The 19,932-nt window shown below is 65.3% G+C and carries 15 protein-coding genes and 1 pseudogene; 13 read left to right on the top strand and 3 right to left on the bottom strand.

The window, feature by feature from the left end; all coding sequences use genetic code 11:
- Positions 1-45 precede the first annotated feature (45 nt).
- The 7 genes and pseudogenes from AC5Y4F_RS09000 (at position 46) to murQ (ending at position 5,926) form a co-directional block, all read left to right on the top strand.
- Positions 46-1,185, top strand: coding sequence for an acyl-CoA dehydrogenase family protein (locus tag AC5Y4F_RS09000; RefSeq protein WP_499996086.1), 1,140 nt, complete (start codon positions 46-48; stop codon positions 1,183-1,185).
- Positions 1,182-2,234, top strand: a complete 1,053-nt coding sequence (locus AC5Y4F_RS08995) for an acyl-CoA dehydrogenase family protein (RefSeq protein ID WP_499996084.1) — start codon at positions 1,182-1,184, stop codon at positions 2,232-2,234. The genes AC5Y4F_RS09000 and AC5Y4F_RS08995 overlap by 4 nt, the downstream gene beginning before the upstream one ends.
- Positions 2,231-2,995 (top strand): alpha/beta fold hydrolase, encoded by a 765-nt coding sequence (locus AC5Y4F_RS08990; protein ID WP_499996083.1) that lies wholly within the window; start codon positions 2,231-2,233, stop codon positions 2,993-2,995. Before AC5Y4F_RS08995 ends, AC5Y4F_RS08990 begins: the two co-directional genes overlap by 4 nt.
- The gene (locus AC5Y4F_RS08985) at positions 2,992-3,753 is read left to right on the top strand and encodes an enoyl-CoA hydratase/isomerase family protein (RefSeq protein ID WP_067938765.1); all 762 of its coding nucleotides are present in this window, start codon (positions 2,992-2,994) and stop codon (positions 3,751-3,753) included. Before AC5Y4F_RS08990 ends, AC5Y4F_RS08985 begins: the two co-directional genes overlap by 4 nt.
- Before the next feature lie 41 nt (positions 3,754-3,794).
- Entirely contained in the window at positions 3,795-4,163 is a 369-nt protein-coding gene (locus tag AC5Y4F_RS08980; RefSeq protein ID WP_067938764.1) for a VOC family protein, read from the top strand.
- A pseudogene (locus tag AC5Y4F_RS08975) lies at positions 4,160-4,888 on the top strand (BadF/BadG/BcrA/BcrD ATPase family protein); the annotation flags it as partial. The gene AC5Y4F_RS08980 and the pseudogene AC5Y4F_RS08975, both read left to right, overlap by 4 nt.
- A gap of 84 nt (positions 4,889-4,972) precedes the next feature.
- Positions 4,973-5,926, top strand: a complete 954-nt coding sequence (gene murQ, locus AC5Y4F_RS08970) for an N-acetylmuramic acid 6-phosphate etherase (protein ID WP_499996425.1) — start codon at positions 4,973-4,975, stop codon at positions 5,924-5,926.
- A 36-nt stretch (positions 5,927-5,962) separates the two neighbouring features.
- Here the strand turns inward: murQ and AC5Y4F_RS08965 are convergent, their stop codons facing one another.
- Positions 5,963-6,175 (bottom strand): hypothetical protein, encoded by a 213-nt coding sequence (locus tag AC5Y4F_RS08965; RefSeq protein WP_499996079.1) that lies wholly within the window; start codon positions 6,173-6,175, stop codon positions 5,963-5,965.
- Positions 6,176-6,179: 4 nt separating this feature from the next.
- Between AC5Y4F_RS08965 and AC5Y4F_RS08960 the strand changes: the two genes are divergently transcribed.
- Both AC5Y4F_RS08960 and AC5Y4F_RS08955 read left to right on the top strand, forming a co-directional pair.
- The gene (locus AC5Y4F_RS08960; protein ID WP_231986458.1) at positions 6,180-6,686 is read left to right on the top strand and encodes a peptidoglycan recognition protein family protein; all 507 of its coding nucleotides are present in this window, start codon (positions 6,180-6,182) and stop codon (positions 6,684-6,686) included.
- 135 nt (positions 6,687-6,821) lie between these two features.
- Complete coding sequence (locus tag AC5Y4F_RS08955) at positions 6,822-7,052, top strand: hypothetical protein (protein ID WP_067938763.1); 231 nt, start codon at positions 6,822-6,824, stop codon at positions 7,050-7,052.
- Positions 7,053-7,100: 48 nt separating this feature from the next.
- Here the strand turns inward: AC5Y4F_RS08955 and AC5Y4F_RS08950 are convergent, their stop codons facing one another.
- Positions 7,101-10,253: a bifunctional cytochrome P450/NADPH--P450 reductase gene (locus AC5Y4F_RS08950; RefSeq protein ID WP_499996077.1), complete on the bottom strand. Its 3,153-nt coding sequence runs from the start codon at positions 10,251-10,253 to the stop codon at positions 7,101-7,103.
- Between the two features lie 126 nt (positions 10,254-10,379).
- Here AC5Y4F_RS08950 and AC5Y4F_RS08945 point away from each other — a divergent pair, with 126 nt between their 5' ends.
- Complete coding sequence (locus AC5Y4F_RS08945; protein WP_067938778.1) at positions 10,380-11,408, top strand: fused (3R)-hydroxyacyl-ACP dehydratase subunits HadA/HadB; 1,029 nt, start codon at positions 10,380-10,382, stop codon at positions 11,406-11,408.
- An 82-nt stretch (positions 11,409-11,490) separates the two neighbouring features.
- Here AC5Y4F_RS08945 and AC5Y4F_RS08940 read toward each other — a convergent pair whose 3' ends face one another.
- Positions 11,491-11,748: a hypothetical protein gene (locus AC5Y4F_RS08940; protein ID WP_499996075.1), complete on the bottom strand. Its 258-nt coding sequence runs from the start codon at positions 11,746-11,748 to the stop codon at positions 11,491-11,493.
- 801 nt (positions 11,749-12,549) lie between these two features.
- Between AC5Y4F_RS08940 and AC5Y4F_RS08935 the strand changes: the two genes are divergently transcribed.
- From AC5Y4F_RS08935 to ppsA, 3 genes are all read left to right on the top strand, one after another.
- Positions 12,550-13,548: a 1-phosphofructokinase family hexose kinase gene (locus AC5Y4F_RS08935; protein ID WP_067938757.1), complete on the top strand. Its 999-nt coding sequence runs from the start codon at positions 12,550-12,552 to the stop codon at positions 13,546-13,548.
- Positions 13,545-17,195: a trehalose-phosphatase gene (gene otsB / locus AC5Y4F_RS08930; protein WP_499996071.1), complete on the top strand. Its 3,651-nt coding sequence runs from the start codon at positions 13,545-13,547 to the stop codon at positions 17,193-17,195. Before AC5Y4F_RS08935 ends, otsB begins: the two co-directional genes overlap by 4 nt.
- A gap of 301 nt (positions 17,196-17,496) precedes the next feature.
- Positions 17,497-19,893, top strand: coding sequence for a phosphoenolpyruvate synthase (gene ppsA, locus AC5Y4F_RS08925; protein ID WP_499996068.1), 2,397 nt, complete (start codon positions 17,497-17,499; stop codon positions 19,891-19,893).
- Positions 19,894-19,932 lie beyond the last annotated feature (39 nt).

Below are 19,932 nucleotides of genomic sequence, written 5' to 3'. Positions count from 1 at the left end.
GCGGCAGCTTTCGTCGCTTTGGAGTAGGCGGTTAGCCTGCGAGGTATGGTCCCGTCGCCTGCCGCGCACACCGCCGCAGAGCTGGCATTGCGGGAACGGGTTCGGGAATTTCTGACCGAGACGCTGCCCTGGGGAACGTTCGAGCCTGGCCTCGGGATGGGCGCCGGGGTCGATCGGTCGTTTTCCGCCGCGTTGGCCCAGCGTGGCTGGATCGGCATGGCGGTCCCGGTGCGCTACGGCGGCCGCGACGCCACCGCCGTCGACCGCTTTGTCGTCATCGAGGAACTGCTGCGTTGGGGCGCCCCGGTTGGGCATCACTGGGTGGCCGACCGGCAAATCGCCCCGGTGCTTCTTCGTTACGGCACCGAGCACCAAAAGCGGTGGCTGTTGCCGCGAATCTGCCGGGGCGAGTTGTGTTTTTGTATCGGCATGAGCGAACCCGACGCCGGAAGCGACCTCGCTTCGGTGCGTACGCGCGGTGTGCGCGACGGGGATGGCTGGCGAGTGTCGGGCGTGAAGGTTTGGACGAGCAACGCGATGCACGCCGACTACATGATCGCGCTGTGTCGAACCGGCGAGGGCGAACGTCATACGGGACTGAGCCGGTTCCTGATCGATATGCGCAGTCCCGGCGTCACGGTTACGCCGATCCCCTACTTGAACGGGAGCACCGACCACTTCGCCGAGGTGGTCCTCGACGGCGTGCTGGTGCCCGACGAGATGGTGATCGGCGAAATCGGACAAGGTTGGGCACAGAACGCCAGCGAGTTGGCCTTCGAGCGCAGCGGGCCAGACCGGTGGATCTCGACCTTCCTCCTCGTCCAGGAATTCATGCGCGAGTGCCCGAAGCTCTCCGCCACTCGCTGCGGGAGTCGGCTGATCGGCGAACTCGCGGCTCAATACTGGGTGCTGCGGCGGCTATCGGTGAGCGTGGCCAGGGCGATTGACGCCGGCGGCACGCCGGCTGCCGATGCCGCGCTCATCAAGGAAATGGGCACCCGGTTCGAACAGGATGTCGTCAGCGCACTGCGGGACTTGCTGGACGGCGAGCTGGTCTGCGACGTCGAGACCACGTCGCTGTTCGAACGGTTGCTACGCCGCGCAACGTTGGACGCGCCATCGTTCACCATCCGGGGCGGCACCACCGAGATACTGCGCTCGGTCGCGGCCAAAGGTTTGGCATGAGCGACAACGAACTGTACAGCGCGGCAGCCAAACTGTTTGCCGCGCATAGCGGGTGGGAGGATGTCGGCGAAGCCGAAGCCGCCGGTTGGGTGTCAGGATTGTGGAACGCTTTGCGGCAGAGTGGATTCAGTGACGTCCCCGTCCCGGAGGGGCTGGGCGGAGCCGGGGGCAGCGTTGGCGATGCGGTCCAACTGCTGCGGGCCGCGGGAGCACACGCGGCACCGGTCCCCCTGGCCGAAGCCGGCCTGGTCGGTGGGTGGCTGTTGGCGTCTGCCGGTTTGACACTGCCCAACGGTGTTCGCACGGTGCTGCCTCCCGCCCCAGCCCTCCGTCTCGAGGGCGACCGGCTTTTTGGCGCGGCACCGGCCGTCGCGTGGGGGCACCGCGCCGAGCATGTCATCGCACTCCTCGGCGGCGTCGTCGTGGTCGCGCCGGGCCCCGCGGCGCAAGGTGGTCCGGCCGTCCGCCGCGGGCTAAATCTCGCGGACGAGCCAAGGGACACAATAATTTTCGACGGTGAACCGGTATCCGCGCGCGCCGACGCACCCGGCGCGGTTTCCGAGCAGACGCTGTGGGAGCGCACCGCGCTGGGGCGAGCCGCGCTGATGGCCGGCGCGGTAAGTGCCGTCGCGGCAATGACACTGCGCTACAGCGGCGAACGTGAGCAATTCGGACGCCCCATCGGTCGCTTCCAGGCCGTGCAGGCACATCTGGTGACCATCCACCAGCAGGCCACCGTGGTCGCATCGGCCATCGACGGTGCCGTCGAAGCGGTTGAACTCGGCCGGGGCGGCTTCGAGATCGCTTGCGCCAAAATGCTTGCCGACCGGGCCGCGCGGCTGGTGACCGCGGCCGCCCACCAGACGCATGGCGCTATCGGTATGACGAAGGAGTATCCGTTGCATTACCTGACCCGTCGGCTCTGGGCGTGGCGAGACGAAGGCGGAGGGCATCACCGCTGGGCGGACCGGCTCGGGGCTGCCCTGGTCACCGGTGGGCCCGATGCCCTGTACCCAGCCATCCAGTCAGGGTCGGAGGTGGTGTCGTGAACCGGCTGCGGCGCCCAGACGGGGTCATGCTGGCCTACCAGGTGCACAACCAGGACTCGACGGGCCTGCCCCTTTTGCTCACCCATGGTTTCGGCGCCACCGCGGGCATGTGGAATCCCAATATCGATGCCTTGAGCGTCGACCGCCCGGTGATCGTCTGGGACCAGCGCGGCCATGGCAGCAGTGACGCTCCCGACGACATGGAGCGCTACACCGAGCAGCTTTGCGTCGCCGACATGGCGGCCATTCTCGACGCCGCGGGTGCCGATCGCGCCGTACTCGGCGGAATGTCCTTGGGCGGCTACCTATCCCTGGCCTTCCACCTCGTCCATCCGCAGCGCGTGGCCGGGCTGGTGCTGGTCGACACCGGACCGGGCTATCGCAATGACGAAGCACGCGACAAGTGGAACGCGTGGGTGGAACGCCGCGCTGGAGAGCTCGAGCGCGGCGAAGGGCGCGGCGACGCCTCGGCGGAACTCGCTCAGGCGGTCCATGCGCATCCCGAAGGACTGCCTCGCGCCGCCCGCGGTGTGATGGCTCAAAAGGACGCTCGCGTGATCACGTCGCTCGACCGCATCACGGTGCCCACATTGGTGGTTGTCGGCGCCCAAGACTCCGACTTCCTGGCCCCGGCCGACTACATGCACCGCAAGATCTCCAATTCCCGCAAGCTTGTCATCGACAACGCCGGGCATGCGGCGAACATGGATCAGCCCGAGATATTCAATGCCGCCGTGCGCGAACTGTTGGAACAGCTATGACCACTGTCGATGTGACCATCGAACTCCTCGGCCACGTGGCCATGGTGGAGATCCATCGGCCCCCGAACAACTACTTCGACACCGGCTTGATCGCGCGCATCGCCGACGCCTACGAGCAACTCGACGACGACATCGAGTGCCGCGCGATCGTGTTGTGCGCCGAGGGAAAACACTTCTGCGCCGGCGCCGACTTCTCCCAGCCCGCCGAGAATCGTTCGTCACCGGGCGAGCTTTATCCCCAGGCCATCCGGTTGTTCCGCGCCCGCAAGCCGGTTGTCGCGGCGGTGCACGGCGCCGCGATCGGCGGCGGGCTCGGGCTTGCCCTCAGCGCAGACTTCCGGGTGGCGGCACCCTCCTCGAAATTCGCGGCCAATTTCAGCCGGCTCGGGTTTCATCCCGGCTTCGGTATCACCGCCACGCTGCCCCGTGTCGTCGGCCAGCAAAAAGCACTCGAGTGGATGCTCACCGGTGAGCGTTTCGGTGGTGAAATCGGCTATGCCTCAGGACTTTTCGATGAGCTCGCCGCTGACGGCGATGTTCGCCCGGCGGCGGTTCGGTTCGCTGAGCGCATCGCCGCTTCGGCTCCCCTGGCGCTCACGAGCATCCGCACCACCATGCGCGCCGGACTTGCCGAGGCCGTCGCGGCCGCCACCGCCCACGAGCTCGAGGAACAAACGCGCCTTGCAGCGACCGCTGACTTCCGTGAGGGCGTGGCGGCAGCGGCCCAGCGCCGCGCTCCGATATTCACCGGTCGCTGAACCTTGCCGAGCTCACGGCGCAAACCGATACGGTGCATTGCATGCGTCGTGTGGACTACGTCATCCAATATGTCGAATCGCTCGACCGGTCCGTGGCGTTTTACCGCGACGTGATCGGGCTCCGGGTGCGAATCGAGGGCGACGGCTATGTGGAGTTCGAAATGGAGAACACAAAATTCTCGCTTTTCGAACGCTCGAAACTGCCGGAGCTCATCGGTCGCGATGGCGGCAGCCCGCCGTGTGGTGAGATCGGCTTCCTGATCGAGGACGTAAATGTGGAAGCGGAAAGGCTGAGCGGACTCGGTGTCGAAATCCTCACCGGACCGGTGGATCGACCTTGGCGTGAAAGGACGCTGCACATCGCCGACCCGGACGGCAACATCATTGAATTCGCGCAGAAGCTGCGATGATCCTCGCCGTCGACCTCGGCAAGACGTCCTGCCGAGCCGCCGCAGGCGGCCGGAGGGCCGAGGGGGTGGGCGCGCCCGGGCTCGGGGCGCCGGGCGGCGCGCGGGCGGCCGAGGCCGCGATTGTGACCTTAGCCAGCAAGCTGGTGCGAGATTTCGGCCCGGTTGATGAAGTGGTCGTGGGCGCCGCCGGCGCGCTGACGGCGCCGGACGCGGCGCGAGCCCTGGGCGATTCGCTACTGACCTCGCTGCGGACGGAGCGCGTCACGGTGACCAGTGACGCTGTTATCGCGCACGCGGGCGCACTGGGCGGGGAGCCGGGCGTCGTGCTGATCGTGGGCACCGGCGTCGTGGCGCTCGCGATCGATGCAAACGGCTCGCTGCGCAGCGCCGATGGATGGGGACCCTGGCTGGGCGACGAGGGCGGTGGCGCGTGGATCGGCGCCGCCGGGCTGCGCGCGGCGCTGCGCGCCCACGACGGCCGTGGACCGTCCACCGCACTGCTTGACGCCGCCCGCGCCCGCTTCGGCGCGCCGGAGACCTGGCCCGCGCAACTCACCGGTGCCGGAGCGCTGGCGTCCTTCGCGCCCGACGTCCTCGCCGCAGCTGGTGACGCCGCGGCGCTGGCGATCATCCGCTCTGCCGCCGAGGCGCTCGCGGCGACCGCCCGCGCGGCCGGGGACGGCCCGGTGGCGATGGTCGGCGGACTGGCGGGAGTCCGGGCGCTGCGCGAGCAACTCGACGTCATCCCCGCCGCCGGCGATGCGCTGGACGGCGCGTTGGGATTAGCGGCGATCCACGAGCCGCACGTGATCCGCCGGCAGGCGGCCGCAACGACGGACGGGCTCGATGCGCTGGCCACCGAAGCCGTGCGGCCAGACCTGGACGACCTCGACGCGCGGCCCATCGACGAGGTCGTTGCGCTGCTCGTCGCCGCCGAAGGCGAGGCTCATGCTGCGGTGGCAGCGGCGATTCCGTGGATTGCGGCGGCGGCCGAGGCGATCGCCGCGCGGCTGGAGCGCGGCGGGCGCCTGATCTACGCCGGCGCCGGAACTTCCGGGCGACTCGGCGTGCTCGACGCGGCCGAGTGCGTGCCGACGTTCGGCACCGATCTGGTGCGCGGCGTGATCGCCGGCGGGCCGGCGGCGCTGACCGAGGCCATCGAGGGGGCCGAAGACGCCTTTGCCCCAACCGATCTCGCCGGCCTGACCGCCGCCGACACACTCGTCGGGATCACCGCCTCGGGCCGCACTCCGTACGTCGTCGGGGCGCTAGAGCACGCGCGCGCGGCGGGTGCGCTCACCGTCGCGATCGTCAACAACCCGAGAAGTGAGGCGGCCGCCGACCTGGTGATCGAGCTGCTCACCGGTCCCGAGGTGCTCGCCGGGTCAACGCGGCTCACCGCGGGCACGGCCCAGAAGGTCGTGCTCAATGCGCTGTCGACGAGCGTGATGATCGCGCTCGGCAAGGCCTATGGACAGCGGATGGTCGACGTGCGCGCGACGAATGCGAAGCTGCGCCGCCGCGCGGTGCGGATCGTCCGCGACGCGGCCGGCGTCGACGAGGAGACCGCGACCGCCGCGCTCGCCGCCGCGGGTGGCCACGCCAAGACCGCGATCGTCGCCCTGCTCGCTGGCCTCGACGCGACCGAGGCCGCCACCCGGCTCGACCGGGCACGCGGACGCGTGCGCGACGCACTGGGTGTTACCAGAATGAAGACGTCCCGCGGTCCGGTGTCACGCCCGTATGGTGAGGACCGTGTGTGAGCCAGCGCGCCGCCGGCCAGCTCTGGTCAGCCGCCGTCAGCTGCTAGCGCTGGCCGGCGGTGCCGGGGCGGCGTCCCTGGTCAGCAGCTGCTCGAGTGCCGCTTCTGGGACCGGCCCGAATCCACCGTCTCCTCCCCCGACCTCAACGATCAGTGCAACCCTGACCGCTTCGACTTCGGCGGTATTGCTGTGCCGGGACGCCTGGGGGGCGCGACCGGCCCGCTCCGGAGGGAAGCGCCACACCATCACCCGGATGACCCTGCACCACGAGGCGGTCGTCCTCGGCGACAACCGCAATGCCCCAAACCATCTCAGACAGGATCAGCGATACCACCAAGACCAGCACGGATGGATCGACATCGCCTATCACGTCGGCGTCGACCGCAATGGCAACATCTACGAGCTGCGGAGCACCGAGATCGCGGGCGACACCGCGACCGACTACGACACGACGGGCCATTTCCTGGTCCTCTGCGAAGGAGACTTCGATCAAGAGGGCGTGCCGGAGGCCCAGCTGCAGGGAGCAGCCCGCGCCTTCGCGTGGGCCGCCCAGACTTTCCACGTTTCGAGCGACACGCTGGCGGGCCATCGTGACCTCGCCCAGACCTCCTGCCCAGGCCGGAACCTGTACGCCCACCTTTCCTCGGGTGACCTCAAGCACCGCATTGATGACCTCCTCGGCGCCGGCGGAGTGGACCTTCAGCGCTTCTGCGGACCCGACGCGGCCGCAAGGGTCGCAGCAATCGAGTCCGGCAACTGACCTGCGCTCCTGGCAGGCGCTCGTCGGCGGAGCCCCGCCGGGACTCGAAACGCCAGGAGCGTAGACGACGAAGAAATGTTTGTAGTCCTGTAACAGCGGGCACTTCGCTGAGCACGGGTAGAAGAAGGGGTCAGCATGTCGGTCACACATCTCAGCGGTTTCGCCAATGCCTGTCAGGAAGCCGTGGGGGCCGTCCTTCATGCCATCTCCACTCACGGGGAGGAACGGCGAGGACACCTCTCGAACGCCAAAACGGCGGTCGACATGGCGTTACGCGATGCCCATAGCGGCGAGGAATGGCACCTGGCTGAGCACCTGCGCCAGGGAATCAAGGATGTCGAGACCCGCCTGCGCGACGCTTCCTGATCGAGGCCATTGCCAATCGCAACCGCTCGGGCATAACCATGACGAGGTTCACCCTGCCCAGACGTCCTCGACGTAGTGGTCGGATTGGATTTGACCGTTCAACCAGTCACGGGCCGAGTCGTCGTCAGCGCCCGTCCGGGTCCGATAGATGTCGAGAAAGGACCCGCGCACCGCAGGCGCCATCCGCGCGCCGTCGCCGCACACGTATACGTGAGTGTCCTTGTCCGGGTCACCTAATAGGTTCCACACCTCGTCGGCGTCTGCGGCGATCCGGTCCTGCACATAGCGGACCCCATCCTGCGGCGCGCGGGAAAATGCCGGTCGCATCCGCACGATACCGATGGCTTCGGCCTGTTCGAACCGGTCTCGGAAGATGTAATCGACCTCTGGGTCACGCACCCCGAAGAAGCACAGCGCAGGCTCCACCGGCGCACCCGCGCCTTGTGCGGCCAGTCGGTCACCGAGAAAACCGAGGAACGGTGCGACCCCGGTACCGGCGCTGACCAGGATCACGTTCTTGGCCGGATCGGCACCGGCCCGGAACGCCTGGCGGGCCGGGTCCACGCGCGCCCGAATCACTTGTCCGGGTTGGACTGTCGCGAGGTAATTGGACGCGACACCTTTGAACAGACCATGCCCGGAACGGGCCGGCGCATCTAGCACACTGACGATCAGACCCACGGTGCGTGGTGACAGCATTGACGACGATGCGATCGAATAGTGCCTGGGCACCATGGGATCCAGCAGCTCAAGAAGTTCAGCACCGGTGAGAACGCAAGCAGGGTATTCGTCGAGGCACTCCAGCACGCTCAGCGGGCAGCCGTTTGGATTCTCGGCCAGTTCGGTGAGCCGTTGGCGCTCTGCAGGATTGCTGTTTGCCGCGGCAAGACTGCGTAATTGACTGCTGGTCACCGGTTTCCGCAATTCTACGAAGTGCGTGAGCAGTTCTCGTGCGCTGACCTCGCGGTCGAGCGCGATGAGCCGCCGAGAGCTGCGCCGGGGATTGATCGCTAATCGCAGTCCAGGGTCGATGCCGAGCTGTGCCAAAACCGCGTCGACCACCTCGGGTGGGTTGTCGGCCATCACCGTGAGGTGGTCGCCCGTTTGGTAGTCGACGCCGTCTGGCAGCTCCACGCGGACATTCATTTTGGCTTGACCCAGCCCGGGGCTGACCAGTTGGGTGTTCTCGACGATGGTCATCGGGATCACCGACGACCGTGCGTCCATCGCCGCCGTCACGGGCCCGACGATTCGGCGCAACTCATAAAGCGGTTCGGCCGCGTCCGTGACCGGCGCGGCGTCTGGGTCTCCGAAACGTTCGGCCAGCGACGACCACAGCGCGGCCGCGAACTCCTCGATCGCGCCGACCATATCCCCCGACGTGTCCGCCGCCGCCCGCGGAACCAATCGGTTGGCCTTCAGCTCGCCGAGGCGCTCGTCGATGCGCTGCGGGATCGCCTGGTAGGTGTCCGCCCAGTTGTGGTCACCCACGCCGAGAACCGCGACATTGGGTGCCGGGTTCAGTGTGGTATTCGCGTCGAGCAGCCAGGTGAGGAAGGCGCGCGCGTCGTCGGTCGGCTGTCCGTTGTAAGAGGACGCGATGATCACGGCGGCCTCGGCTTCGGGGAAGCCACCAACGGCATGGTCGAGGGGGGCCACCGTCGCCGTGCAGCCCAAAGCCGTGGCGTCGTCGGCGAATTGACGGGCCAGTGCGCGACAGGTACCGAGGTTCGAGCCATGAAAGATGGCCAGCCGGGTGCCGGCCCTGATCGCTGTCGGGTGCTGCTCTGCGTTCTGTCTGGCCGCGGCCTCAACGCCAGGGGTGCTAGTCTCGCGGTCCTGCGGTGTGCGCCGCAGCAGGTCGAGCCGGAATCCAACCGGCCGACGACTGGTGGGCGTTTCCCACTGCGGCACATAGTGATAGGAGTCGATGAGGCGGTAGCGATGCACCAGCCGCGCCACTGTCATGGCCGCCTCATGCAGCGCGAACTGCCGCCCGATACATGATCGTGCGCCCGTCCCGAAAGGTTTGAACAGCGCGGTCGGCCGGCAAGCCGAGCGTTCGGGAGCGAAGCGGCCGGGGTCGAAGAGTTCGACATTGTCGCCCCAGCCCGGCTGGCGGTGCAATGCGCCGGTGAGCACCGTGACCGCCTCGCCGCGCTTGATCGGATACTTGCCACCGATCACAGTGTCTTCCAGGGCCATTCGATCGAAATGCAGCACAGGTGGGGACAGTCGTAGGGTTTCATCGATGACCTGCCGCAGATAGGTCAGCTTGCCGATGTCGTCGTAGCTGGGCACGTAGTCGTCTTCGGCTCCGAACACGGTGTCCACCTCGGCCTGCACCCGGTGCAGCACCGTCGGATCGCTGACGATGTTGTACAGCGTGTTGGGCATCAGCTCCGATGTGGTGAGCTGCCCCGCGATCAGGAAGGTCATGATCTGATTGCGGATGTTCTCGGTTTCCAGCACGGGTTTGCCGTTCGGATCCTGTTGCAGCATCAACGCCAACAGGTCCTCAAACTCGCGGTCACCGGATCGATGCTCGGCTATCAACCCGTCGATGAACGTGTGCAGGGTGGTCAACTCTTCCTTGAACACCGACGTCGGCGCATCAGATGACAATTCCCCCAGTGCGGTTGTGAAGCTCTGTGGGATCGGAGCCAGGCCGGGGCGGTCGAAAGAGTCGAAGCGCGAACCGAATCCGGCGAGCGCCACGGTGTCCATGGCCAGCTTCTGCAGGTCAGCCGACACATCTACCGGTCCGACTCCTACTTTGGCGTCCCACCGGTCGATCATTTTGCAATTGATGTCCAGCATCGCCGCGTGGTAGGCGCGCAGACCGGCGTAACTGAAGCCCGGTAACAGGACATCGTGGGCGCGCTGCCAGTTCGGTTCGCCGTGGTAGGCCGTGAACAGGCCGTCACCGGCCAACGGCCTGACTCGGGCAAGGGTTGCCGTCAGGTTCTTGGCGAACCGGCTTTCGTCGCAAAGCTCGGTAACGAGCTCCAGCGAACACGCGTAGAGCTTCCTGAAGCCGCCGTTGAAGTCGGCGTAGAACAGCGGACCGTGTAATTCGCCGAGTAAATCCACGGCCAACGCGCGCGGTCGGCCGACCAACTGATCCGGTCCGGGCAACCGACCCTCGGCCGAGGGGATGCCGGGAAGATCCGGCGGGGACGAGGCACGGAACTCGGTCATGCGGGCAGCATAGGTTTCGACACGACAGCCTCGTCAGGAATCTGCGGACGTCATCGTCGGCGCAACGCGCGTTACTGTGCTTTGGTCGGCCCCACCGAACTGGCCGATAGAAAAGTTGAGCAATTCATGACCACAGCAGAAGTGTCGGCGCTCGAATCGCGGGTCGGCCACTACTACCAGATGGACGGCACCTACCTGGTCGGCCGCGAGAAGTTACGCGAGTACGCCCGCGCGGTCCAGGACTATCACCCAGCGCATTGGGACGTCGCCGCCGCCGCCGAGCTGGGCTATTCGGACCTGGTGGCGCCGCTGACGTTCACGTCGACGCCTGGCATGACCTGCAATCGCCGCATGTTCGAACAGGTTGTCGTCGGCTACGACACCTACATGCAGACCGAAGAGCTTTTCGAGCAGCACCGCCCGATCGTGGCCGGCGACGAACTGCACATTGACGTCGAACTGACGTCGGTGCGCAGGATCGCCGGCAGGGACCTGATCACGGTGACCAACACTTTCACCGACGCAGCCGGCGAGCGAGTGCACACCCTGCACACCACCGTTGTGGGAGTCACCGCCGAGGATGTCGATCCGGCGATCAAGTTGGCCGTGCCGAACATCATGATGCATGACGTGGACCTCACCGCAGTCGGTGAAGCCGATGACGCGTATGAGAAGACGGTGCGCCGCGAGGGCGAGATTCGGATCGCCGAGCAGGGCAGCACTCGCACGCCGGGGACGCCGTCCTTCGATGACCTGAAGGTTGGCGACGAGCTACCGGTGCGTCACACCCGACTGTCTCGCGGGGACCTGGTGAACTATGCCGGCGTGGCCGGCGACGCCAATCCGATCCACTGGGACGAGGAGATCGCCAAGCTGGCCGGCCTGCCCGACGTGATCGCCCACGGAATGCTCACCATGGGGCTAGGAGCCGGTTTCGCCTCCACATGGACAGGCGACCCCGGTGCGGTTACCCGCTATGCGGTACGGCTCTCGGCGCCGGCGATCGTGTCGGCCAAGGAAGGCTGCGACATCGAGTTCAGCGGCAAGGTCAAGTCACTGGACCCGGCGACGCGCACCGGTGTCGTGCTTGTTGGGGCGAAGTCCAGTGGCCGAAAGATCTTCGGTTTGGCGACGCTGAACGTCCGCTTCCGCTGATTACCTGCGGTTTGGCTTTTCCGGGTTTGATGGCGTCAAGACCCGTCGCACGGCACGAAGTCCTCCTCGGCGGCGAATTTCTTCAGCGGTTCACCGCGAATTGCCCGGGGACGCGGAGCTCGCAGGACTCGTTGAGGTCGTCGGGCTCGTAGGACTCGTTGAGGTCGTCGGGCTCGTAGGACTCGCCGGGCTCGTAGGACTCGCCGGGTTCGTTGAGGTCGTCGGACTCGTCGGACTCGTTGGGGTCGTAGGACTCGTCGGACTCGTTGGGGTCGTAGGGCTCGCGGGAGTCGGAGGAGTCGAGGGCGTAGGACTCGCAAGGCCTGGTCCTTCGCCGCACCAGTCCGCCACATCTTTCGGATACTGCTCGAGCGGTGGGGGACACCGCTGCCCCGGCGGGAAATTGGCGCCGGCGTTGAGCAGATCGCAGGGCACGTAGACCTGCTTGCCCTTGGGAGTGTTGGTCAGACATTTCGTCGGAGGCTCGCTATGGGCCTCGACGGGAATGATGGCCGCCGCCACCATCGCGCAGAGCGCCCAAGCAAGACGGCGATAGGTCATGAGAGCTCCTCATCTAGCTGCGAAGTCCATCACTGGAGTTCACTGGGGATTACCCAAACAAACGAGATTCTGCCTCCTCGACAAGAGCGCTCATCTAATACAGGTTCGCGTCGAACGGTGTCGGGCGCGCAACTTGACATCGCGGCCGTACGACGACTCTTGACGTGGTTGCGGCGCGTACCTAACTTACCGCTGCAGCCAAATGGTCGTCCGGCTGCGCTGACTGGATGTCGCGCAAACGAGTCACCGCATTGGCGCTGACGGGCGCGCTCGCGGGTTGGCCACTGCGCAAGCGTCCACCATCGACTCGCCGGTCCGGAGGGCCGTAAGTCACCGATCTACCTGCCGGATGTCATCAAGCGGCTGAGTTCAATGGGCTCCGCAATAGGGTCTCAATGCTCTGTTGCCCAATGCCGTCGCGACCCATCCTGTGAAAGCGAAGGAGAGCAACGATGGCAAAAGGCTGGTTGGTGATGGAGGGTGATGGACCCGCGGCGCCGTTTCGCGCCCGGCTGGCCGCGGCCGGGCGTCACCGCGAGTGCCGCTCTCTACCGCCAAGCGCTGAATCCGGTGTAGCGAGATGAATTCACCGACGAAATCGAAATCCACGATTGTGACCCTGACGATGAATCCGGCGGTCGACATCACTACGGACACTGATCGGGTCATTCCCACCGACAAATTGCGGTGTGGGCCACCCCGCTACGATCCCGGCGGCGGCGGTATCAACGTCGCGCGAATCGCCCATGTGCTCGGCGAATCGGTATTGGCGCTCTTCCCCGCGGGCGGCCACGCCGGCGACAAGGTAACGGATCTGATCGCTGAGTCAGGAGTTCCGGTACTGCGGATCCCCGTGGCGCACTCCACCAGAGAAAGCTTCACCGTCGACGAGCGCAGCACCGGGAAGCAGTACCGTTTCGTGCTTCCGGGCCCGCGGCTCACTGAAGCCGAGCAGCTTGCGTGTCTCGAGAAGCTCAGCGCCGCGGCAGGATCCGCAGACTTCGTGGTGGCGAGCGGCAGCTTGCCGCCCGGCGTGCCTACCGACTTCTATCAGCGGGTCGCCGACATCTGTCGCGAGCGTGGTGTGCCGCTGATTCTCGACACGTCTGGGGGTGGATTACGGCATATCTCTTCTGGGGTCCATCTGCTCAAGGCGAGCGTGCGAGAACTACGCGAATGCGTCGGACGGGAGCTCATCACAGAGCCGGAACAGCTAGCCGCTGCGCACGAACTCATCGACCGCGGCTGCGCTCAATTTGTCGTCGTGTCACTTGGTGCCGACGGTGCTCTGCTTGCCACACCGCATGGCAGCCAACGCTATTCTGCTGTCGAGGTGTCGTCCGGCAGCGGTGTGGGCGCTGGGGACGCCATGACCGCGGGCATTACTGTCGGCCTCAAGCGCGGCTGGCAACTCGACAAGGCGATGCGACTGGGCATCGCTGCCGGTTCGGCCATGTTGCTTACTCCCGGCACCGCGCCCTGCATCCGGGAAGATGTCGAGCGCTTTTTCGACGTGGTCGCCGACCCCATAGATATCGACGGGCCATGGTTTCCTGCTCGACCAGAGACATCGCCATGACGCTGCCGGTCACCGTGGACCCGCGCTACCACGACGCCGTGATCTTCAACCTCGACGCTGTGGTGACCGCCACCGATGCTGTTCAGGCGTCGGAGTCGACAATCGGTCTGGTGCGAAAGCTGCGCGAGGTCGGGCTGGCCACCGCGGTCTACTCCATGTTCCCGGGCGGTCGACAGCTCTTGAAATCCGCCGGGATCGACGACCTCTTCGGCGTCTGTGTCGATGGAGACCCTGCCGCCTCCCTCCCAGAAATTGTTCGCCAACTCGGTGTGCGTCCGCAACGGTCGGTTGTGGTCGACGGCGCCGGTGCCGGCATAGCGGCAGCTCGTGACGGCGGTTTCGCGTTCGTCGTCGGTGTCGATGCCGTGAGTGCCGACCGACTACTGGCGTGTGGCGCCGACGTGGTGGTCACGCACCCGGACGAAGTCGCAGTTCGCGTGGGCGGCAGGCGAATCTCGCAGCTCCCCGATGCCGTGGAGTCATACGGTCAGATCGTCGGGGTCCTCGGCGCCCGAGAACCGGTGTTATTCCTCGACTTTGACGGAACGTTAGCCCCCATCGTTGACGATCCCGGCTCCGCTGCCCTTGTCGTCGAAGCTCGCAAAGCGTTGGAAAGTCTTGCATCGCAATGTCCTGTCGCCATACTGAGCGATCGTGACCTCGCCGATATCCGCAGCCGGGTAGCGATACCGGGTATTTGGTACGCGGGCAGCCACGGTTTTGAGCTGACCGAACCGGACGGCACGTATCACCGAAATGAAGCGGCCGCTGCCGCCGTCGGTGTTCTCGAAGGTGCGGCGGCGGAGTTACGTGAGATCCTGACGGAGATTCCGGGAGTAAGGGTAGAACACAAGCGCTTTGCCGTCGCCGTTCACTATCGCCAGGTCGCGACGCAACACATCGGCGAGATTCTCTCTGCCACACACAAACTCGGGCAGCGCGATGGCCTGCGTGTGACGAACGGGCGCATGCTCGTCGAGCTGCGGCCGGATATCGACTGGAACAAAGGGACCACGCTGGCCTGGATTCGTGATCGCATCGACGCCGAGGGCTCCCTGCTGCCGATTTACATCGGAGACGATTTCACCGACGAAGACGCCTTCGACGCAGTCGAATTCGACGGCATCGGGATCGTCGTACGCCACGACGAAGACAGCGACCGCAAGACGGCGGCCCGTTTTGCTCTGCAGAGTCCCCATCAAGTGCACGAGTTCGTCCAGCGCGGGTCGAATTGGCTGGCGAATAAACATCAGACATCCGCCAAGGCATGGGATTTCACCTACGAGGGATACGATCCGCAAAGCGAGAAGCTTCGTGAGTCGTTGTGCACGTTAGGAAATGGCTACTTCGCCACCAGGGGGGCCGCACCCGAATCGAAAGCCGGCCAGGTGCATTATCCCGGCAGCTATGCCGCGGGGGTGTATAACCGTCTCGTCGACGACGTATCGGGTACGACTATCGACAACGAGAGTCTGGTCAACCTGCCTAATTGGCTTGCCCTGACCTTCCGGGTCGACGGCGGTAGCTGGTTCGACATCGACGCGGTCAGTGTGCTGTCCTACCGACAGACACTCGACCTGCGTGGCGCGGTGCTGACGCGGGAGGTGCGCTTCCGCGACGGTGCCGGGCGCACCAGTTCGCTGAAGCAGCAACGATTCGTCGCGATGCACATGCCCCACGTCGCCGCATTGCAGACGACGATCGTCGCCGAGGACTGGTCCGGGATGCTAGAGATTCGCTCGACACTGGACGGCGGCGTCACGAACTCGCTCGTCGAGCGGTATCGGGATTTGGCCAACGATCATCTCGAGTTGATCGAAAAGCGACAGGTCTCGGACAACTCTGTGCTGTTGGCCGTTCAAACAAACCAATCGCGTATTCCCATCGCCATGGCGGCGCGAAGCATCGTGTGGCGTAACGCGAGTCCCGTGCCGGCAAGCTACCGGCCCGTCGACGACGGCGCAGAGATCGGGCACGATATCGCGGTCGAACTGTCGACGGGCGACGCGTTGACGGTGGAGAAGGTTGTGACCCTGTTCACCGGGCGCGACGTCGCGACATCAGAACCCGCTGTCGATGCGCAGCGCTGGCTGAGCCGGCTGGGACACTTTGCCGAGTTACGCGCCGGGCATGTCACCGAATGGGCGCATCTGTGGGAGCGCCTGTCTATCGAGTTCGCAGACTTCACCGAGGAATCGCGCATACTGCGACTGCATCTCCTGCATCTGCTGCAGACGGTTTCACCCAACAGCTCCGACCTCGATGTCGGGGTGCCGGCTCGCGGACTGCATGGTGAGGCTTATCGCGGGCACATTTTCTGGGACGAGCTGTTCATCTTCCCGGTGCTCAATCTCCGGCTCCCTATGGTCACCCGGTCGCTACTGGGATACCGATACCGTCGCCTACCCGAGGCGCGTCATGCCGCCAAGGCGGCGGGGTACTCCGGTGCGATGTTCCCGTGGCAATCCGGCAGCGATGGACGCGAGGAAAGCCAACGTCTGCATCTGAATCCGCGCAGCGGCCGGTGGAACCCCGACTCCAGCGCACGGGCACATCACATCGGCATCGCCGTCGCCTATAGCTCGTGGAAGTTCTATCAGGTCACCGGAGATCTCGCCTACCTGATCGACTACGGCGCAGAGGTGCTGGCCGAGATCGCGCGCTTCTGGGTAAGTCGGACCAGCTACGACGAGGAAGGCAAACGCTACAGCATCCGGGGGGTCATCGGGCCCGACGAATTTCACTCGGGCTACCCGGACGCGCCTTACGACGGCATCGACAACAACGCGTACACCAACGTGATGGCGGTCTGGGTGATTTTGCGCGCCCTCGATGCATTGAAATTGTTGCCGCTGCCGAACCGACTCGACTTGCAGGAAACGCTGGGACTGCGCACTGCCGAATTAGCGCATTGGGAAGAGGTGAGTCGACGGATGTGCGTCCCGTTCCATGACGGGATCATCAGTCAGTTCGAGGGATACGGCGACTTGGAGGAACTAGATTGGGACGGTTACCGGCGGCAGTACGGCAACATCCAACGCCTCGACCGCATCCTCGAGGCGGAGAACGACGACGTGAACCGATACAAGGCCTCCAAGCAGGCCGACGTGCTGATGCTGCTCTACCTGATGTCGGCAACGGAATTGTGTGAGCTACTGGACCGGCTTGGCTATCACTTCAGAGCCGACAAGATCCCCGAAATGGTGGACTACTATCTGGCTCGCACGTCGCACGGATCGACGCTCAGCGGTGTGGTGCATACCTGGGTACTTGCCCGAGCGAACCGTGATCGGGCCATGGAATTTTTTCAACAAGCACTCACCTCCGACGTCTCCGACATCCAGGGCGGCACGACGTCCGAAGGCGTACATCTCGCGGCCATGGCCGGCAGCGTCGACCTCATGCAGCGATGCTTCACTGGCCTGGAGACCCGGTCCGACCGCATCATCCTCTCCCCACATTGGCCGGAAACGCTTGGCGTGCTGGCGTTCCCGATCCACTACCGCGGCCTGCACTTGCACCTGCGGGTCAGCGGAAAGGGCGTGATTATCAGCGTGCAGCCGCGCGATGCTAACGGCGTCGAAGTGGAGTGCCGTGGTCGAGTCGTTCGATTGATGCCCGGAACCACTGTCCGATTTCCCGGCTAACCGGATTCTGAATCCCGGCGCTGGGGTGCATTATCTGGAGTTTCGTACTCAACGCTGGTGCGGCCAAACGTTACCCAGTCCAGTGACCTTCGGCCCTGGCACGGTGTGTGCCGCCGTGGGAGGTTGGCATTTGTGGCGTTATCGGCCGTACGGCAACGAACCGCAACACACCGAACGCACCGATCGTTCTTGTACCGCCACCACGAATGGCGTTGTCGGGCAATGAACCGAGCGAACTCGGCACCGCATGACGTGCGCGTCGAGTTCGCCGCCGACCTGATGCGCTACGAGAGGACAAGTCATGACAACATCCGGATACGTCCGCTTTTTCGAGGAGTTCGGCATCGACGATGTGCCGCTCGTCGGCGGAAAGAACGCGTCCCTGGGCGAGATGTTCCAGAAGCTGTCCGGGCAGGGCGTCCGCGTCCCGCACGGATTCGCGATCACCGCCCAGGCCTATCGCTACATGTTGGACGAGGCCCGCGCCTGGGACCGCCTGCATGCCGAGCTCGACGATCTGGACCCCGCTGACGTCACCGAGCTGGCGCGAAAAGGCAAGCGCGCCCGTGACATCGTCTACGGCGCAGGCCTCCCCGACGATCTGGCCGCCGAGATCCTGGATGCCTACCACAAGCTTCAGCAAGAGTACGGCGAGGAGGTCAGCCTCGCTGTGCGGAGCTCGGCGACCGCCGAGGACCTGCCGACGGCAAGCTTCGCCGGCCAACAGGATTCGTATCTGAACATCAAAGGCGAACAGAGTCTGCTCGACACGTGCCGGCGTTGCTTCGCCAGCTTGTTCACCGATCGCGCCATTCACTACCGACTCGACCAGGGCTTCGACCACTTCAAGGTGTCCCTGTCGATCGGCGTGATGAAGATGGTGCGCTCCGATATCGCCTCGTCCGGTGTGATGTTTTCCATCGACACCGAGTCCGGGTTTCGCGACGCCGTCTTGGTGACGGGCGACTACGGGCTTGGCGAAAATGTGGTGCAGGGCGCCGTCGACCCCGACGAGTTCTACGTCCACAAGCCGACCTATCTGACCGGCCACCGCGCCGTGTTGCGCCGCCGCGTCGGCGACAAGGCGGTGAAGATGATCCTCGTCGAGGGCGAGACGAAGAGCACGGTGCGAAACATCCCGACACCAAAGTCCGACCGTGCCCGGTTCTGCATCACCGATGAGGACGTCCTGGAGCTGGCCGGCTACGCGTGCACGATCGAGGCGCACTACGGGCGGCCGATGGACATGGAGTGGGCCAAGGACGGTCTGGATGGAAAGCTCTACATCGTCCAGGCCCGCCCCGAGACGGTGGCCTCTCAGCACAGCGCAACGGCGCTGGAAACCTATGTCCTCGAGGGCCAAGGCGAGATCATCGCCGAGGGCCGCGCGGTCGGCGACCGGATCGCCTCGGGCGTAGCCCGAACGATCCATAACCCCGAGCACCTGTCCGAGTTCAAGCCTGGCGAGGTGCTGGTCGCCGACACCACCACGCCCGACTGGGAGCCGATCATGAAGACCGCCGCGGCGATCATCACCAACCGCGGCGGTCGCACCTGCCACGCGTCGATCATCGCTCGCGAACTCGGCATCCCCGCTGTGGTTGGCACCGGCGACGGAACCACGTGCGTGCCCGATGGCGAAACCGTGACGGTGTCGTGTGCCGACGGCGAGTCGGGCCGCGTGTACCGGGGCGAACTTGGTTTTCACGTGAACCGCAGCGAGGTGGCGGGCTTGGAGCGGCCTCGAACCCAGATCATGCTCAACCTCGGGAACCCCGCGCTCGCCTTCAAGACGTCGTTCCTGCCGAACGACGGTGTGGGGCTCGCCCGGATGGAGTTCATCATCAGCGAGGACATCCGGGTCCACCCGCTGGCTCTGCTCCACCCCGAGCAGGTCGACGACGCCGATGCACGCAGGACGGTCGATCGGCTCACGCACGACTATCCCGACGGGAGCACCTTTTTCGTGGAACGCCTTTCCGAAGGAATCGGCACTATCGCCGCCGCCTTCTGGCCCAAGCCAGTTGTGGTGCGGATGTCGGACTTCAAGACCAACGAGTACGCGAGCCTGATCGGCGGAGCGGCCTTCGAACCATCCGAAAGCAACCCGATGCTCGGCTTTCGAGGCGCCTCGCGCTATGCGCACCCCGCCTACGCCGAGGGCTTCGAGCTGGAGTGCCGCGCGATGCGACGCGTGCGCGAACAGATGGGTCTGACAAACGTCATTCTCATGATCCCGTTCGTGCGCCGAATCGCCGAGGCGGACCTCGTCCTACAGACGATGGCCGACCTCGGTCTGCGCCGCGGCGAGAACGGACTCAAGGTGTACGCGATGTGCGAGATCCCCAACAACGTGATCCTGATCAACGAATTCGCCAAGCGCTTCGACGGCTTCTCCATCGGCTCCAACGACCTGACTCAGCTCACTCTCGGCGTCGATCGTGACAGCGACATTGTGGCTTTCGACTACGACGAACGCGACGAGGGCGTCAAGGAGATGATTCGCATGGCCGTTGAGGGCTGCCGCCGCAACGGAATCCACTCGGGACTGTGTGGACAAGCGCCTTCGGACTACCCGGACATGGCCGAGTTCTTGGTCCGGATCGGCATCGAGTCGATGAGCCTTAACCCCGACACGGTCATCAAGACCACCCGTCAGGTCCTTCAAGTGGAGAAACAGCTCGTACCGGCCCAATGACGAGCGACGCATCCCATCGGCCCGCAGCGGCAACTTCGA

It is taken from the genome of Mycobacterium sp. NGS56 (assembly GCF_059812425.1).
This window is presented reverse-complemented; position numbering and strand designations above follow the sequence as displayed.

What these genes read in the sequence shown, in the direction of transcription:
- AC5Y4F_RS08945 (WP_067938778.1), top strand. Translation starts at nt 10,380, where the DNA reads ATGACCACAGCAGAAGTGTCGGCGCTCGAATCGCGGGTCGGCCACTAC.
- AC5Y4F_RS08960 (WP_231986458.1), top strand. Translation starts at nt 6,180, where the DNA reads ATGACCCTGCACCACGAGGCGGTCGTCCTCGGCGACAACCGCAATGCC.
- AC5Y4F_RS08955 (WP_067938763.1), top strand. Translation starts at nt 6,822, where the DNA reads ATGTCGGTCACACATCTCAGCGGTTTCGCCAATGCCTGTCAGGAAGCC.
- AC5Y4F_RS08995 (WP_499996084.1), top strand. Translation starts at nt 1,182, where the DNA reads ATGAGCGACAACGAACTGTACAGCGCGGCAGCCAAACTGTTTGCCGCG.
- AC5Y4F_RS08985 (WP_067938765.1), top strand. Translation starts at nt 2,992, where the DNA reads ATGACCACTGTCGATGTGACCATCGAACTCCTCGGCCACGTGGCCATG.
- AC5Y4F_RS09000 (WP_499996086.1), top strand. Translation starts at nt 46, where the DNA reads ATGGTCCCGTCGCCTGCCGCGCACACCGCCGCAGAGCTGGCATTGCGG.
- AC5Y4F_RS08935 (WP_067938757.1), top strand. Translation starts at nt 12,550, where the DNA reads ATGAATTCACCGACGAAATCGAAATCCACGATTGTGACCCTGACGATG.
- ppsA (WP_499996068.1), top strand. Translation starts at nt 17,497, where the DNA reads ATGACAACATCCGGATACGTCCGCTTTTTCGAGGAGTTCGGCATCGAC.
- otsB (WP_499996071.1), top strand. Translation starts at nt 13,545, where the DNA reads ATGACGCTGCCGGTCACCGTGGACCCGCGCTACCACGACGCCGTGATC.
- AC5Y4F_RS08980 (WP_067938764.1), top strand. Translation starts at nt 3,795, where the DNA reads ATGCGTCGTGTGGACTACGTCATCCAATATGTCGAATCGCTCGACCGG.
- AC5Y4F_RS08950 (WP_499996077.1), bottom strand. Translation starts at nt 10,253, where the DNA reads ATGACCGAGTTCCGTGCCTCGTCCCCGCCGGATCTTCCCGGCATCCCC.